The sequence below is a fragment of the Cyanobium sp. Maggiore-St4-Cus genome (assembly GCF_024345615.1).
GTDB lineage: Bacteria > Cyanobacteriota > Cyanobacteriia > PCC-6307 > Cyanobiaceae > Cyanobium_A > Cyanobium_A usitatum.
Genome location: NZ_JAGQBL010000002.1, coordinates 78166 through 94085, shown reverse-complemented (window position 1 = coordinate 94085; position 15920 = coordinate 78166). Strand labels below are relative to the sequence as shown.

Sequence of the window (15920 nt, the reverse complement as noted above, 5' to 3'; positions counted from 1 at the left end):
CTGGATACCCTGATCTGCCGGTCACCTCTGGCTTTGCTGCCCAGCTTGAATGGCAAAGCCTGACTGCAGCTCCTTTGCGCCCCTGGAATTCCATTCCGATTACTGAGGTTGATGAGCCGCTGCATGAAATTCCAACGGCCTTGCTGCGGCTCGAACCCCATCCCTACGCGGCCCTGGGAGCGCCTTATGGGCCTGATGCATCTCCATTTCGGCTGCGGCAGGGGGTGGTCACCCGTCTGCTGCAAGCCCAGCAGGAGCTGCAGAAGGAGCAGCCTGGCTGGAGCTTGGCGATTTTTGATGCCTGGAGGCCCGTGGCCGTGCAGCGCTTCATGGTGCGCCACTCCCTAGTGGCCGAGTGTGGCCGAATCGGCATCAACCCCGACCATCCCTCCCCAGAGCGAGATCGGGCAGAGGCTGCAGTGGGCCGCTTCTGGGCCCCTCCCAGCGATGATCCGGCCACCCCACCACCCCACAGCACCGGAGCCGCCGTGGATCTCACCCTTGCTGATGCTGGCGGCCAGGCCCTGGCGATGGGGGGAGAGATCGATGCAATTGGCAGGGTTTCCGAACCCTTATTTCATCAGGCTGCCGCCTTGGCTGATTCCAGCAGCCCTGCCGCTACCTGGCACCAGCGGCGCCAGTTGCTGGCCAGGGTGATGGCTGGGGCAGGATTTGAGCAGCACCCCAACGAGTGGTGGCACTTCAGCTGGGGGGATCAGCTGTGGGCCTGGCGTAGCGGCGCCAGGGAGGCCTTTTATGGACGAGTAGGTGATTCGGCCAGTTCCCGGCTCAGCTGAGCGGCCTGTTCCGGGCTCAGCAACTGGCGGCTTACGCAGCGGCTGAGGGTTTTGGCTGTCATCTCCAGCTGAATCTGGCGTAGGCGTGCCAGCACGGCATCACCCTGGTCCGCAAAGGGCTGCAGTTGCTGCTGAAAGGCGGTTCGAATCCGCTCCGAATCGCAAGTGCTCAGATCGGGGTCGTAGAGCGTTTGGCGTTAGGCAGGTGGTGGTGACTGTTGGCGGCCCTGAGCCAAAAGGGGAGCCCTTATCAAGGCCACCTGAAATATGAAGGGGAGGAACAGGGCAAAGCGGGCCCAGCTCATCCAGCCCCTGCTTCTAGCCATTGCTGCACGGTGTCACGGCCACTGTTGACCACAAAATCACCAAAGCTGCGGCGGCCGCCGGCACTCTGCCAAGCCTTCAGAAGCGGTTCGAGAGTGGTTTCTAAATCATCCAGCGGCATTTTCTCTAGGTAGGGCTCCGCTAATCGGCTGAGGTTGGGGGTGCCCCCCAGCCACAACTGATATTGGTCGACACCACTGCCAACCAGGCCGATCTCAGCCATGTAGGGGCGGGCGCAGCCATTAGGGCAGCCGGTCATGCGCACTAGCACCGACCGGGAAATCTCAAGGCGCTTGAGCTGGGCTTCAAGCCGCTCCAGGACGCTTGGCAGGATGCGCTCAGCCTCCGTAACAGCGAGACCACATAGGGGCAGGGCCGGACAGGCCAATGCGTGCCGCTGCAGCGGTGCAGGTGCTTCCGGTGCGCCCATACCAAGCTCTGCCAAGGCAGCACGGATGGTGGAGCGCTGGGAGGTGCCGATGTTGCAGAGCAGCAGATCCTGGTTGGGGGTGAGTCGCACCTCCAGCTTGTAGGTGTCGACCAGTCGACGTAAACCACCCTTGAACTCACCGGAAAGGCGTCCGCACAGCACCGGCAGGCCCACAAACCAGAGGCCACGGCTCTGGCGATGCCAGCCGAGGTAATCCTCGAGTTTGGTTTTTGGCTCTAGCCGCATCGCCTTGATCGGGTGGGCGAAATAGCGCTCCTGCAGCTCCTGACGAAACCAGTCGACACCCCGGTCGTGGATCAAATACTTCATCCGGGCATGACGCCGTTGCTCCCGGTCGCCGTGGTCCCGCTGGAGGGCGACGATCGCCTGCAGCAGTTCAAGCACGTGCCCATAGGCCACATAGCCGAGGCGGTCCGCTGTACGAGCGAAGGTCTCCTCCTTGTTGTGGGTGCGGCCCATGCCACCACCTACGTAAACGTTGCAGCCGAGGGGGCTGCCTTGGGGGTCACAGAACAGCACCAAGCCGATGTCCTGGGTCAGCAGGTCCACCGAGTTGTCGCCGGGAACGGTGACCGCAACCTTGAATTTTCTAGGCAGGTAGGTGCCGCCATAGAGCGGTTCGGCCGCATCACCGCTGAAGACAGCACCCTCCTGCTGCAGTGCCTTGATTTTGGCTACCGCCGGACTGGGCTTGATCCTGTAGCTGAGCTCACCATCAACCCAGAGGTCGAGGTAGGAACCCTCTGCCGCCTGGGGGGCGAGCAAATCAGCGATGTCGTCGGCAAGCTTGCGGGCTGCCGGGTAAGCCCCCTTTTCAAAGGGTGCTGCCGGGGCCATCACATTGCGGTTGATATCGCCACAGGCAGCCAGGGTCGAGCCCAGCTCGCGCACGATCGTGCCAATCACCTCTTTGAGGTTCTCCTTTCGGACGCCATGCATTTGAAATGCCTGGCGAGTGGTGACCCGCAAGCTGCCGTTGCCCAGCCTGTCTGCAAGCTCGTCTATCGCCAGAAAGAGAGTCCCAGGTACTCGGCCACCGGGATTGCGCAGCCGTAGCATCATCTGCCAATCCTTCTCCGCGCCCTTGCGTCGGTTTTCGCGGTCGTCCTGCTGGTAACTGCCGTGAAACTTCAGGATCTGGACAGCACCCTCCGTGAAATTGGCGGAGTCGTTGCCGAGCTCCGTCAGCAATGGCTCTTTCAGGTGGCCACTGCTGGCCTTGAGCTGCTCAAATTTGGAGGCGGCCGGCTTGACTTCGGGCATCAGGTCCTTTGCACAACGCTCAGCACATCAATGAAGCTAGCGAACAGCGTTCAATACAGTCGTCCTGTGTTGCCCTGCCTCCGTGTCGACTTTTTTGCTCGAAATCGGCACTGAGGAACTTCCGGCTGATTTTGCACGGCTAGCCCTGCCCCAGCTGGAGCAGTTAGTGGGCCGCGATCTCGCCACCTTGAGGCTTAGTCACGCCGGCATCTACTGCACAAGTACGCCCCGCCGGTTGGTGGTCAGGGTGACTGGGCTGCCGCATCGCCAGCCAGACCTGGAGGAGGAGCGCAAGGGCCCTCCCCAGGCTCAGGCACTGAAGGATGGCGAGCCAACTGCTGCAGCCCTTGGCTTTGCGAAACGCTGTGGCGTCGCTCCAGAGGCCCTGGAAATTCGTGACACGCCTAAGGGGCCGTTTTTATTTGCCAGCTGCCTCGAACCAGGGCAGTCCACCACTGATGTGCTGGCAACCCAGGTGCCCCTCTGGATTGAGGCCCTGCAGGGACGCCGCTTCATGCGCTGGGGGGAGGGGGAGAGTCGCTTCTCCAGGCCAGTGCGATGGCTTGTGGCTCTGCTCGATGCCGAGCTGGTGCCCGTAAGCCTCATGGGCAGTGATCCGGTAGTGACGGCGGGACGGGAGAGCCGGGGCCACCGCCTGCATCAGGCCAGTGTGACTATTCCTAGCGCCGAGGCCCATACCGATCTGCTGGCCGCAGCCGGGGTGGAGGTTGATCGCGATCGCCGTGGAGCTCTGATCCGCAGCGCTGTTGAGGCTGCAGCCTCAACCCACAACGCCGATGCCGATCTGCCGGAGACGCTCTTCCAGGAACTGATTGACCTGGTCGAATCACCCACCTTGCTGGAGGGTCATTTCGACGAGCACTATCTAGGCCTGCCAGCCGAGGTGCTCAGCACCGTGATGCGCTCGCACCAACGCTATGTGCCCCTATATGCAAAGGGGCATAACCTTGATCCCCTGGCCCTTGATGCCCGAGCCAGCCTGCTGCCACGCTTTTTGTGCGTCAGTAACGCCCTGCCCGAAGCCGCTGCCAGCGTGGCGCGTGGCAACGAGCGGGTGCTGAAGGCTCGATTGGCCGACGCTGAATTCTTTGTACGGGCTGACCGTAATGTCGCCAGTATTGATCGCAGGTCTCAGCTAGAGCGTGTCACCTTCGCTGAGGGCTTGGGCTCCCTGCTAGCTCGCACTGAGCGGCTCGAATGGTGCACCGAGGTCCTACTTGAGCAGCTCGAGCTCTCCTCGAGCTGTGGCAGCCATGCCCGTCGGGCGGCCCATCTGTGCAAGCACGACCTTGTCAGCCAGATGGTTGGTGAATTCCCAGAGCTGCAGGGGGCAATGGGGGGCAAATACCTGGTGGCAGAGGGAGAGCCCTATCAGGTAGGCCTCGCTGTACTGGAGCACTACTTACCGCGTGGTGCGGGCGACGCCCTACCAAGCTCCGATGCGGGAGCTGTTGTCGCCCTGGCTGAGCGCCTGGAGTTGCTCTTGAGCATTTACGCCAAGGGGGAGCGTCCTACCGGCTCCTCCGATCCCTACGCCCTGCGCCGTGCGGGCCAAGGCCTGCTGCAGATTTTGTGGATGAAGGGCTGGCGCCTGGATCTGCTCGCCCTGTTGCAGCGCTCATGTCAGCACTTTGCTGAGCTGCTGCCCCACTTCAACGTGGATGCGGAGGGTTTAACCACTGAGCTCGCCGACTTTCTGCGCCAGCGACTGGTAAGCCTGCTCGAGGAAGGTGGGATGGATATCGACCTTGTACAAGCGGTGGCAGGTCAAACGGGAGATCAAGGGCGGGTGCTTTCCGATCCAGAGGATGCACGGCAACGAGTCGCCCTGCTTATGGAGCTGCGCAGCTCGGGTCAGTTGGCAGCGGTGCAGGCGGTAGTTACACGTGCTGCGCGGCTCGCAAACCAGGCCGATCTGCCAAGCAGCGTGCTCAGTGCCGCGGCAGTAGTCGATCCTGGCCTATTTGAAAAAAGCAGTGAGGCAGCCATGTTGGGGGTGCTCAACAAGCTTGAGCCCTTCACCACCAGTAGCGCCAACGATCGCTACCGCAACCTGGCTAGCGGACTTTCGGCTGGCGCCCCAGCCCTGGCGGCCTTCTTTGATGGTGAGCAGAGCGTGATGGTGATGGCTGAAGATGGAGCGGTACGCAAAAATCGTCTACATTTGCTGGGGGTGCTGCGCAATCAAGCTGCCGTATTGGCTGACTTCAGTCGCATCATGGGATGAGATTCCCATAGAGTGTATTCCTGTTATTGAACAAAATGCTTCTCCAAATTGAGGGTAATAATTGAGTTTGCTTCCATCGCCACTTGCCCAATCACCGCAGGCCCAATCGCCACAGACACCTTCACCGCAGGCCCCGCCCGCGATTTCCCCCCGCCGCCGAGATTTTCAGCTTGAGGCCTTTCGCCAAGCCGATGACCGTATCGCCAGCTGGCAGTTAATCAATACTCTCCTGCCGACAGCCCTGCTTTGGGTATCCGTACCCACGCTCGCTGCCGCCGGGCCTGCTCTGCGACTACTGCTGCTACCAGTGCTGCTGCTATTAGTCCTCTTTTCGGCGCGCTCATTCGCGCTAATGCACGATTGCGGCCACGAATCTCTCTTCAAAACTCGCTGGTTAAACAGGCCCGTTGGTTTTCTCTTGGGTTGCTTAAATGCAATCCCCCAACACCCCTGGTCCCGCGGCCACGCTTTTCACCATAAACATAACGGCAACTGGGATCGCTACCGGGGCCCATCTGCGCTGCTGACCCTTAGCGAATACCTGGCCCTATCACCGCGCCAACGCTGGTTTTATGGACTTAGCCGCCACCCTCTGATGCTTTTTCCAGGTGGATGCTACTACCTACTGGTTCGGCCAAGGCTTCAGCTTGTGCTCGGCGTAGCTGAATGGCTGGCATCTATGGCATCCCACCTAGGCCAAAAAGGACTAGCTGGCCTTGCCGACCTGCCAGAGCTGAATCGTAATTTTCGCTCCAGTCATTGGTATACATCGGCTGAGTGCATAGATCTTTTTGCTAATAATCTGGTGGTGCTTACTAGTTGGTGGCTGATGGGATCATGGCTTGGCCATGGCCTGTTTTGGAGCTGCTATCTAATTGTAATGACTTTATCGGCAGCATTATTTCTTTGCATCTTTTTCATTCAACACAATTTTGCTGATTCCTATGCCAGTGGCAACGAAGGCTGGGACTATCAGCGCGGCGCCCTAGAAGGCAGTAGCAACTTGGAAATGCCAGCAATCCTCAATTGGTTTTGGGCAGACATCTCCTTCCACAGCATTCATCACCTCTGCGAAAGAATCCCTAATTACCGCCTGCGGGCATGCCACGAAGCCAATGCGGTGCTACTTGAGGATTGCACGCGATTACGCCTAGAAGATTTCCCCAGCAGCTTTAGATACGTTCTGTGGAATTCAGATACAAAAAAATTGCTCACATTGAGCGAAGCCAATGTGAGCGTTGCAAACTGCTAAGCAAAATTTCTAATTGAACAATCTAACCGGAATCAATCCATTGCAGCTAGTGCCGGTTCGCGATCCTGATCAGGCTCTGCATTATTTGCAGGCTTTGCGTTAGTTTTGCGAGATTTAACACCAACCTTGATGCCACCTTTAATGGTGCTAACCGCCAGCATGGCATTAACTTCAGCTTCGCCTCGTACTGCGCTATCTACAGGCTTGTAGCCCTGAGGAGCAAGGGCATTGCCCCTAAGAACCGAGCCCAAGGTGAGCAGCGTAAGTTTCAACTGCTGCCAAGGATTCATCACTACCACCCGCTTATAAAGATAACTGTCGAAGGTGAGGCGTTGAACGTCCTTGTCATCGCACATCTCGACAAATGCTTCACGAGCAGCATCATTGCGGTAGAAAATATTTTGAAGAATCTCGAGAACTTTGTAGGTAGCGCCATATTGACGATCCCATTTCTTCAGGTATTTTTTAAGGTCTGCTTCGGTGGGAACCTTGCTGCCACCGGCACTAGATTCAACGATCTGTTCGGCACACATGCGGCCACTTTTAGCCGCAAAATAAATACCCTCGCCAGAGCTCTTGGTGACATAGCCAGCAGCATCACCAACTAGTGCCATGCGGCCAACCACCCGACGTGGGCGGGGATGTTCCGGGATCGGATGAGCCTCGACTTTGATTACTTCGCCGTTAACCAACCGTTTTTTGGCCCGTTCGCGGATGCCCTCCTGAAGTCCCTTGATCAACCCTTGGTTTTGTTGCATGGTTCCGGTACCAACCGCCACGTGGTCGTACTTGGGAAACACCCAGGCATAAAAGTCAGGCGATACATCCGTACCTACATACATCTCAGCCAAGTTTTCGTAGTACTTCATCTCCTCGGCAGGCAGCCTGATGCGCTCCTGAAAGGCAATGGCTACGTTGTAGTCGCCGGCATCCATAGCCTTGGCAACTCGACTATTGGCTCCATCAGCCCCCACAATCAAATCAACCTCAAGAGTCTTGGTTTCACCTGTTGCTTCGCCAGCGGCGTAATCAGAATAGGTAAGCTTATAAGGGCCCTGTCGGTTGGCACCTGTATCAATTTTGGTAACCAATCCATTCACGAGCTGGGCACCTAGTTCGGCAGCTCGGTTGCGGAGAAAGGCGTCCATAACCTCCCTGCGGCACATGCCAATATATTCATTGTCATTTTCTAAATTAATATCTACCTCCCTGTTTGAGGGGGAGATCATCTTCATGTTGCGCACCTTACGGTCGATGATCGACTCAGGCAAGTCAAATTCTTCAACCATGCAAAGCGGAATGGCACCGCCACATGGCTTGGCGTTGTCGAGCTTGCGCTCAAAAATCCAGGTTTGAATACCGGCCTTGGCAAGCACCTCAGCCGCACAAGATCCACTGGGGCCGCCACCCACAACCGCGACTCGCAACATCAAAAAAACGCTCCGCCAATATGGATGCTGGTCGGAAGCTAACACCGATAACCGGTCAGGTGGTGGGCAATCGGACCTCCCCGCCTAGGATCTTCATTGCTTGTGTTTAGGAAGCTTGATCGGTGCCAGGCAGGGAACCCGCGTGACGCATCGCAATTCCCGCAGGCCAGGCCAACCCCTAGCCCTGGGAGACATTCCTGTCGCCCGCCGCACCAGCCCGCCCTCAGCCAAGGCCAACCGCTGGCTACTGGGAGTCAGCGTGGGCACAGGTTCGCTTTTGATCACCCTTGCCCTATTGGTGGTTTGGCGACCAGGCCCGCTGCAGCGCCTTTTAGCCCCGCCGCCAGTAAAGGGACTAGACGCCCGCACGGGCCTTGACGGGCGCCTGCTGGGCCATTTCCCCTACGGCGAGCTGGCCGCTTCCAAACGGGTGGCGATTGCCCCTGGGCTAAGCCTGCATCGAGAAGCAGCAGCAGCGCTTCTGGCCATGCAGCGTGATGCAGCCAGTAGTGGGGTCGAGCTAGTGGTGCTGAGCGCCTTCCGATCTCATACGCTTCAAAAAGAACTCTTTTTTGATGTGAAATCGGATCGCAACCAGAGCGCTCGAGAAAGGGCCATGGTTAGCGCTCCGCCTGGGTTTTCTGAGCACAGCACCGGCTTCGCCATCGATCTCGGCGATGGCCTGGCACCAGCCACCAACCTCTCACCAAGCTTCGATCAAACTGCAGCCTATGGCTGGCTGCAGGCCAATGGAGCTCGCTATCACTTCATCCTCTCCTTCCCCCGGGGTAACACCCAGGGGGTGAGTTACGAGCCCTGGCATTGGCGATTCGAGGGCAGCGCCGAGGCCCTGCAGTTGTTTGAGCCCGCCCAGCGGTTGGCGCGCTGATGACTATTCCGGAATTGCTGGCCCCTGCGGGTAATTGGCAGGCCTTGCGCGCCGCGGTTGCAAATGGCGCCGACGCTGTTTATTTCGGTGTGGAGACATTTAACGCCCGCATGCGGGCCGCCAATTTTGAGCAGGAGGAATTGCCAGAACTCATGCACTGGCTGCATCGGCGGGGGGTGAAGGGATTTCTCACCGTCAATGTGCTCGTGTTCAGCGATGAGCTGGTCGAGGCGGCAAGTTTGATCAGGTCTGCGGCTGCGGCCCATGTCGATGCCCTAATTGTTCAGGACGTAGGCCTGGCTCGTTTGGCGCGCAGGCTGGCGCCCGAACTGGCTGTGCACGGTTCCACTCAGATGTCGATCACCAGCGCCGCAGGGGTCGCCATGGCCGCAGAGCTTGGTTGTGCCCGGGTCGTGCTTGCACGGGAGCTGACTCTCACCGACCTAGGCCGCTTGCAAAGTCAGCTGCAACGGCGCCAGTTGGCCATCCCCCTGGAAGTGTTTGTGCATGGCGCACTGTGCGTTGCCTATTCGGGCCAGTGCCTTACCAGCGAAGCCCTGGGCCAGCGCAGTGCAAACCGGGGCGAGTGTGCCCAGGCTTGCCGCTTGCCGTACCAGCTGATTGTTGACGGCGAAGTACGCGATCTTCAAGACCAGCGATATCTGCTCTCACCCCAGGATCTATCAGCCTGGGAGCTTTTGCCCCAGCTCGAGCAGATCGGCATCGCCAGCCTCAAGATCGAGGGGCGCCTTAAGGACGCCACCTACGTGGCAGCTGTTACCGATGCCTACCGGCAAGGACTTGATCGTTTAGCCGAGGGCCTACCCAGCGCGCCCCAGTCAGCTGAGCAGAAGCGCTCCCTGGAGTTGAGCTTCTCGCGGGGACTTTCCACAGGGTGGTTGGGGGGCCTCGACCACCAGACACTCGTGCACGGCCGCTGGAGCAAGAAGCGTGGCCCGCAGATTGGGGCATTCGAGCGCCTCAGTGCCGACGGCTGGTGGATCATCCAGACGCAGGCGGATCTGAAACCAGGCGATGGTCTTGTGTTTGAGGCCGCTGGATATGGTCCCCTCGAGGCACCAGCCGAAATTGGCGGCCGGCTGATGGCTGTGCAGAAGCGCCCGATGAGCCGGCTAGCCGTACGGCTTGGCCCTGGCCGGATCGACGCCCGCGGGCTGTCAGCGGGTAGCCCTTGCTGGCTCACCAGCGATCCCGCCCTTGAAAGTCAATGGCAGCGCATGGCTGGCCAGGCAACTCCGGAATGCAGCCGAGGCCTGCGGCTTCGCCTGCAAGGACGGCTTGGCGAGCCATTGGAGCTGACGGTTGAGGGGGCAGAGGGGCTCGATCCAGCAGCAACTGCGCAAATAAAGCTGCGCTCCGCCTCGGCCCTGCAGACAGCCAGCGAGCAAGCCCTAGACACCTCCAGACTTCAAACCCAGCTGGGGCGCCTAGGGGGCACCTGCTGGCAGTTGGAACAGCTAGAGATTGCTCTCGAGGGAGCTCTTTTTCTGCCGATAGCCCAGCTCAACAAGTTGCGCCGCGAGCTAGTTGAAGAGTTAGCCGCAATTGAGCCTGGCCAAAGCGGCTCGCAGGCCCCCCTGGCAGGGGACACAACTGATTTCAGCGAGTTACTGCAGAGTCTTTCAAGCCCTGCCCATGCTTCGCCCCTACCTGGGCCTGGTTTGGGCACTGCTGAGATTTCGGAGCCGCAGTTGGTTGTGCTGGTGCGCAGCCTTGAGCAACTGAAGGCCCTGCGGGATCAACCAGTTGCGTCAGTGATTGCCGACCTTGATCAACCGTCCGAACTGCGCGAGGCCGTGGCAATCGGCCGTGGCTGCTGGCCTGGAGGCATTTGGCTGGCTGGGGCTCGAATCACACGGACTGATGAGCGTTGGACCCTGGAGCCCCTGGTGCGGGCGGCCCCCGATGGCTACCTGGTGCGCAATGCCGACCAGCTCGAGGTGCTCACACCCCTTGCTCCCTGCTGTGGCGATTTTTCTTTGAATGTCGCCAATCCACTTTCCGCCGCGTGGTTTCTGGACCATTGGAAGCTGCAGCGAATCACCGCCAGCTACGACCTTGACCTCAAGCAAATGCTGGCCCTGGTGCGGGGCTGCCCCCCCGGGCAGGTTGAGGTAACAGCCCACCAGCACATGCCCCTGTTCCACATGGAGCACTGCCTGTTTTGCGCCTTCCTATCCGACGGGCACGACCACACCGACTGCGGCCGCCCTTGCGAAAAGCACACGGTGCTTCTGCGTGATCGCAGCGGCAGTGAGCACCCGCTGCGGGCTGATCTTGGCTGCCGTAACACCTTGTTTAATGGCCGAGCTCAGACAGCTGCTGAGGCCCTGCCGCAGTTGATGCGTGCTGGGGTGAGGCAGTTCCGAATTGAGTTGCTGCAGGAATCAGCGGCCGAGAGCCAGCATCGGGTGCAGCAATATTCAGCGGCACTGCGTGGTGAGATCAGCGGACGCAGCCTCTGGCAGCAGGAACGGTTGGACAGCCGTCTTGGCGTGACCCGCGGCAGCCTCAAAAGCGGTAGGGGTGTGGGATAGAGTTGGATCATGGCTTTAAGTCTGCGTAAACGTTCCATCAAACGTTCCGTCTACATAAACTTCAAGTCAACAGATTCCATTCAACGTAAAAGTAGGGTTTTATTTGTATGAGCGGTGCACACCCAGGTACGCCGATTCGCAACATTGCGATCATTGCCCACGTTGACCATGGCAAAACCACATTGGTGGATGCCATGCTCACCCAATCGGGCATCTTCCGCGAGGGAGAGGCGGTTCCAACCTGTGTGATGGACTCGAACGATCTTGAGCGTGAGCGCGGGATCACAATTCTTTCCAAAAATACCGCTGTCGATTACGAAGGAATTCGTATCAACATCGTTGACACCCCTGGGCACGCAGATTTTGGCGGCGAGGTAGAGCGGGTTCTCGGCATGGTTGATGGCTGCCTGCTGATCGTTGATGCCAACGAGGGGCCCATGCCACAGACCCGATTTGTGCTTAAAAAGGCCCTCGAGAAAGGGCTACGTCCAATTGTTTTCGTAAACAAGATTGACCGAGCCCGAGTTGACCCCGAGGTGGCTGTCGACAAGGTTCTCGACTTGTTCCTTGAGCTGGGTGCCGACGACGATCAGTGCGATTTCCCCTATTTGTTTGGGAGTGGCATGGGCGGCTACGCCAAGCCAGACATGAAGACTGAGAGTGACAATATGAAGCCGCTCTTCGATGCAATCCTGCGGCACGTTCCGCCCCCGGTTGGCGATCCCGAGAAGCCGCTACAGCTTCAAGTCACCACTTTGGACTACTCCGACTTTTTAGGTCGGATCATGATTGGTCGCATCCACAACGGCACAATCAGGGCTGGCCAACCTGCTGCCCTCATCCGTGACGATGGCAGCATCAAGCGCAGCCGCATCAGCAAGTTGCTTGGCTTCCAGGGACTGCAACGGGTTGAGATTGAGCAGGCCAGCGCTGGCGATCTCGTGGCCGTGGCCGGCTTTGACGAGGTCAATATTGGTGAGACGATTGCCTGCCCCGATCACCCTGAGGCCCTGCCGCTGATTCGGGTTGACGAACCCACCCTACAGATGACTTTCGTCATCAATGACTCTCCCTTCGCTGGCAAGGAGGGCAAATTCGTGACCAGCCGTCAGGTGCGCGATCGCCTACAGAAAGAGCTGCTCACCAACGTCGCCCTACGGGTAGAGGACACCGACTCACCGGATCGCTGGGCGGTCAGCGGCCGTGGTGAATTACACCTGGGCATCCTGATCGAAACGATGCGACGCGAAGGCTATGAGTTCCAAGTATCTCAGCCCCAAGTGATTTTCCGCACCATTGATGGCACCCCATCAGAGCCCTACGAAACCTTGGTTTTGGATGTGCCTGAGGAATCTGTGGGCGGCTGCATTGAAAAGCTCGGCGTCCGCAAGGCCGAGATGCAGAACATGGAAAATACAAACGACGGACGCACCCAGCTTGAGTTTGTGGTGCCAGCTCGTGGCCTGATTGGCTTCCGAGGCGAATTCATTCGAGCCACAAGGGGCGAGGGGATCATGAGCCACTCCTTCCTCGACTACAGGCCGATGCAGGGAGACATGGAAAACCGCCGGAATGGTGTGTTGATTGCCTTTGAAGAAGGCACAGCCACCTTCTATGCACTGAAGGGCGCGGAAGATCGCGGCCAGTTCTTTATTACGCCTAGTACCAAAGTCTACAAGGGGATGATTGTTGGTGAACACAACCGTCCACCCGACCTAGAGCTCAACGTTTGCAAAGCAAAGCAGGTGACCAACATCCGCTCAGCTGGTGCAGAGGTGCTCGACACCCTGCAGGCACCTATCCAGATGACCCTGGAGCGGGCTCTTGAGTACATCGGACCCGATGAAATGCTTGAGGTCACACCCCAATCGATCAGACTTCGCAAACTTCCATCCAAAAAGGCCGCTAAGCGCTGATCAGTGCGCCCGAATTCTGAGCAGCAGTTTTTAAGCGAAGAACAGGAATTATTGGCCGACACCCGCTTGGGGGAGGCCATATCCTTGTTTAACAGCGCTGACTGGTATGCCTGCCACGACGGTTTCGAAGCCCTTTGGCATGAGACCGCTGGCCCCATGAGGCCGGTTTTGCAAGGAATTCTGCAGATCGCCGTGGCTGAACTGCACCTTGAACGAGGTAACTGCCGCGGCGCCACAATTTTGATGGGTGAGGGTCTCGGCCGCCTTAAGGCTTGTCCTCATAACTCCCTAGGCATAGATTTAGCCGCCTTGATCGACTCATCTATGCAGCGTTTGCTGGCGTTGCAGCAGCAGAGGTCAATTGAGGGCTTGGAATCGCCCAGATTGGTTGGGACAGCGCCCCAAAACCCTTCTGTAGATTAAAAATTACGCCATGTCCCACACCCAACTGTTGCTATATCCCTTTGTGCGCTCCGCGTTCTTGCGGCTCACGGCCCTGCCCCTTTTCCTCTCGGCAATGTTGGCCCCTGCGCTTGCAGCCCCCGCCGTGGTGACTCCCACCAGCGGGCTGGTAACAATTGAATCCGACCTGCAAAAGGCCGATAACAGCACCGGAGTTGTGACAGCAACCGGCAATGTGCGCATCGTTTACCCCGACCAACGGGTGGTAGCCACGGCCCGTCAGGCCCAATACTTCAGTCGTGAGGGCAGGGTGGTGCTCAGCGGTGATGTGGATGTAATTCAAGATACGGGTCACAGCATCCAGGCTGAAAGGCTGGTGTATCTGGTGGAGAGGGAGCGGATCGTGGCTGAGCCGGCCCCTGGTCAACAGGTGATCACCTACTACCGAATGAATGCGCCTACAGCAAAGGAAGGCTTAATGCCATGAGTCTCGAGCTCGTAAATGTGGCGCTGGCCATCGGTGGCCGACTGCTGGTAAACCACGTTTCCCTTCAGCTCGAGCCAGGTGAAGTAGTGGGCCTGCTTGGTCCCAACGGGGCGGGCAAAACCACCACTTTTGGTTTGGTGACTGGCTTATTGCGCCCCGACTCCGGCCAGGTGTTGATGGATGGCAAGGCAATCGAAAAACTGCCCATGCCCCAACGGGCCCGCCTAGGTATTGGCTACCTGCCGCAGGAGCCCAGCGTCTTTCGCCAGCTGAGTGTGCGTGACAATCTGAGCCTTGCCCTGCAGGAAAGTGCCACCCCGATGGAGCTGAGGCGCCAGCGTCTCAATGGCTTAATCGAGGATTTTCACCTCAGCGAATTTCAAAACCGCAAGGGATATCAGTTGTCCGGAGGCGAGCGGCGGCGCTGCGAAGTTGCCCGGGCGTTGGCCGTGGGTATTGAGGGTCCCCGCTACCTGCTGCTGGATGAGCCTTTTGCGGGAGTCGACCCAATCGCGGTGTCGGATCTGCAGCAGTTGATCCACCAGCTCAAGGAGCGGGGCATGGGTCTGCTGATTACAGACCACAACGTGCGCGAGACCCTGGCAATCACCGATCGGGCCTACATCCTTTCTGAGGGATCGATTTTGGCTGCTGGCAGCTCTCAGCAGGTGGGTTCCGATCCCCTGGTCCGCCGCCATTACCTCGGAGAATCCTTCCAGCTATGAGTTGGTCACACCGCGCACGCCAGCAGTTGCTGACCCCTTGGCGCCAGCTACCCCTGCTTGATCGCTGGCTCCTAGCCGAACTGATCGGCCCCCTGATTTTCGGTGTAGCCGCATTCACCGCCGTATCCCTTTCAGTGGGTGCCGTATTTGAGCTTGTGCGCCGGGTTGCGGAATCGGGGTTGCCCCTAGATGTGGCCGTGCGGGTGCTGGTGCTGGAGATGCCCTCCTTTCTGGTGCTCTCCTTCCCCATGGCCACGCTAATGGCCACCTTGCTCACCTATTCAAAGCTTTCAGGCAATAGTGAGCTCACCGCCCTGCGAAGTGTGGGGGTTGCCACTTGGCGAATGGTGGTGCCCGCCGTTGCCATCGCTCTGGTGATGACCATGCTCACCTTCACCTTCAACGAGGCAATCGTGCCGCGCACCTTGTTCGAGGCTAAAAACACCCTCAACCGAGCGATTGGCCGTGCCGTAGCTGGCGAGCAGAAAGACAACGTCATGTTCTCTAAATACGGTGACATACAGGCTGAAGACGGCAGCACGGAGCGCGGCCTTACTCACTTTTTCTATGCCCAACGCTTCAATAAAGGGGTGATGGAGCGGGTCACTCTGCTTGACCTCTCACGCCGAGATCAACGGGTGCTGCTCAGTGCCGATCGGGCCCGCTGGAGCGAGGCCGATGCCCAGTGGGAATTCCTAGATGGCCATGTATTTGGAGTCACGGAAGGATCGGACAGCTCCACCACTTCAGCTGATTTCGACCGCTACCTATACCCCCTTGGTAGTCAGCCGCTCCAAGTCGCAAAGCTGCCAAAGGATTCCAATTCAATGACAATCGGCCAAGCGCGGACCGCCGAGCGGCTGCTCAGAGAGGCCAGTGATCTGCAGGGTGCCCGCAAGCTTCGAGTTCGCATCCAGGAGAAGTTCGCCTTCCCCGCGGTCTGCTTGGTGTTTGGCTTAATTGGTAGCAGCCTTGGAGTGCGACCCCATTCGCGCCGCAGCCGTAGCCAGGGATTCGGGCTCAGCGTCCTGCTGATCTTTGGCTACTACCTGGTGGCGTTTGTTTTCAGTTCGCTTGGGGTCAAGGGAACGCTCAGTCCTTACTTCTCCGCCTGGCTGCCAGTGGTGATCGGTTTGGGTGGCGGCGTGTATCTGTTACGCCAGGCCAGCCGCTAACAG

The 15920-nt window shown here is 58.8% G+C and carries 12 protein-coding genes; 10 read left to right on the top strand and 2 right to left on the bottom strand.

Annotated elements, in window-relative coordinates:
* Positions 1–74 precede the first annotated feature (74 nt).
* Positions 75–797: a M15 family metallopeptidase gene (locus KBY99_RS02195; RefSeq protein ID WP_254997063.1), complete on the top strand. Its 723-nt coding sequence runs from the start codon at positions 75–77 to the stop codon at positions 795–797.
* A gap of 301 nt (positions 798–1098) precedes the next feature.
* On the opposite strand, the gene sir is transcribed toward KBY99_RS02195, so the two are convergent.
* Entirely contained in the window at positions 1099–2835 is a 1737-nt protein-coding gene (gene sir, locus KBY99_RS02190; RefSeq protein WP_254997060.1) for a sulfite reductase, ferredoxin dependent, read from the bottom strand.
* Positions 2836–2917: 82 nt separating this feature from the next.
* Between sir and glyS the strand changes: the two genes are divergently transcribed.
* Positions 2918–5083, top strand: a complete 2166-nt coding sequence (gene glyS / locus KBY99_RS02185; RefSeq protein ID WP_254997058.1) for a glycine--tRNA ligase subunit beta — start codon at positions 2918–2920, stop codon at positions 5081–5083.
* Positions 5084–5144: 61 nt separating this feature from the next.
* Positions 5145–6335 (top strand): fatty acid desaturase, encoded by a 1191-nt coding sequence (locus KBY99_RS02180; RefSeq protein ID WP_254997057.1) that lies wholly within the window; start codon positions 5145–5147, stop codon positions 6333–6335.
* Between the two features lie 32 nt (positions 6336–6367).
* Here the strand turns inward: KBY99_RS02180 and chlP are convergent, their stop codons facing one another.
* A complete protein-coding gene (chlP, locus tag KBY99_RS02175) occupies positions 6368–7765 on the bottom strand; it encodes a geranylgeranyl reductase (protein ID WP_254997269.1) in 1398 nt (465 codons plus the stop codon).
* Between the two features lie 142 nt (positions 7766–7907).
* On the opposite strand from chlP, the gene KBY99_RS02170 reads away from it, so the two are divergent.
* From KBY99_RS02170 to KBY99_RS02140, 7 genes are all read left to right on the top strand, one after another.
* Positions 7908–8654 carry a D-alanyl-D-alanine carboxypeptidase family protein gene (locus KBY99_RS02170; protein WP_254997055.1) on the top strand — a complete coding sequence of 249 codons (747 nt, stop codon included), beginning with the start codon at positions 7908–7910 and terminating at the stop codon, positions 8652–8654.
* Complete coding sequence (locus KBY99_RS02165) at positions 8654–11212, top strand: U32 family peptidase (RefSeq protein WP_254997052.1); 2559 nt, start codon at positions 8654–8656, stop codon at positions 11210–11212. The genes KBY99_RS02170 and KBY99_RS02165 overlap by 1 nt, the downstream gene beginning before the upstream one ends.
* Before the next feature lie 107 nt (positions 11213–11319).
* Entirely contained in the window at positions 11320–13128 is a 1809-nt protein-coding gene (gene typA, locus KBY99_RS02160) for a translational GTPase TypA (RefSeq protein WP_254941067.1), read from the top strand.
* 3 nt (positions 13129–13131) lie between these two features.
* Entirely contained in the window at positions 13132–13551 is a 420-nt protein-coding gene (locus KBY99_RS02155; RefSeq protein ID WP_315857935.1) for a DUF309 domain-containing protein, read from the top strand.
* A 94-nt stretch (positions 13552–13645) separates the two neighbouring features.
* On the top strand, positions 13646–14017 hold the full coding sequence (locus KBY99_RS02150; RefSeq protein WP_409996520.1) for a hypothetical protein: 372 nt from the start codon (positions 13646–13648) through the stop codon (positions 14015–14017).
* On the top strand, positions 14014–14742 hold the full coding sequence (gene lptB, locus KBY99_RS02145; protein WP_254997050.1) for an LPS export ABC transporter ATP-binding protein: 729 nt from the start codon (positions 14014–14016) through the stop codon (positions 14740–14742). The genes KBY99_RS02150 and lptB overlap by 4 nt, the downstream gene beginning before the upstream one ends.
* Entirely contained in the window at positions 14739–15917 is a 1179-nt protein-coding gene (locus KBY99_RS02140; protein ID WP_254997049.1) for an LptF/LptG family permease, read from the top strand. Before lptB ends, KBY99_RS02140 begins: the two co-directional genes overlap by 4 nt.
* Positions 15918–15920 lie beyond the last annotated feature (3 nt).

What these genes read in the sequence shown, in the direction of transcription:
- sir (WP_254997060.1), bottom strand. Translation starts at nt 2,835, where the DNA reads ATGCCCGAAGTCAAGCCGGCCGCCTCCAAATTTGAGCAGCTCAAGGCC.
- chlP (WP_254997269.1), bottom strand. Translation starts at nt 7,765, where the DNA reads ATGTTGCGAGTCGCGGTTGTGGGTGGCGGCCCCAGTGGATCTTGTGCG.
- KBY99_RS02165 (WP_254997052.1), top strand. Translation starts at nt 8,654, where the DNA reads ATGACTATTCCGGAATTGCTGGCCCCTGCGGGTAATTGGCAGGCCTTG.
- typA (WP_254941067.1), top strand. Translation starts at nt 11,320, where the DNA reads ATGAGCGGTGCACACCCAGGTACGCCGATTCGCAACATTGCGATCATT.
- KBY99_RS02150 (WP_409996520.1), top strand. Translation starts at nt 13,646, where the DNA reads ATGTTGGCCCCTGCGCTTGCAGCCCCCGCCGTGGTGACTCCCACCAGC.
- lptB (WP_254997050.1), top strand. Translation starts at nt 14,014, where the DNA reads ATGAGTCTCGAGCTCGTAAATGTGGCGCTGGCCATCGGTGGCCGACTG.
- KBY99_RS02140 (WP_254997049.1), top strand. Translation starts at nt 14,739, where the DNA reads ATGAGTTGGTCACACCGCGCACGCCAGCAGTTGCTGACCCCTTGGCGC.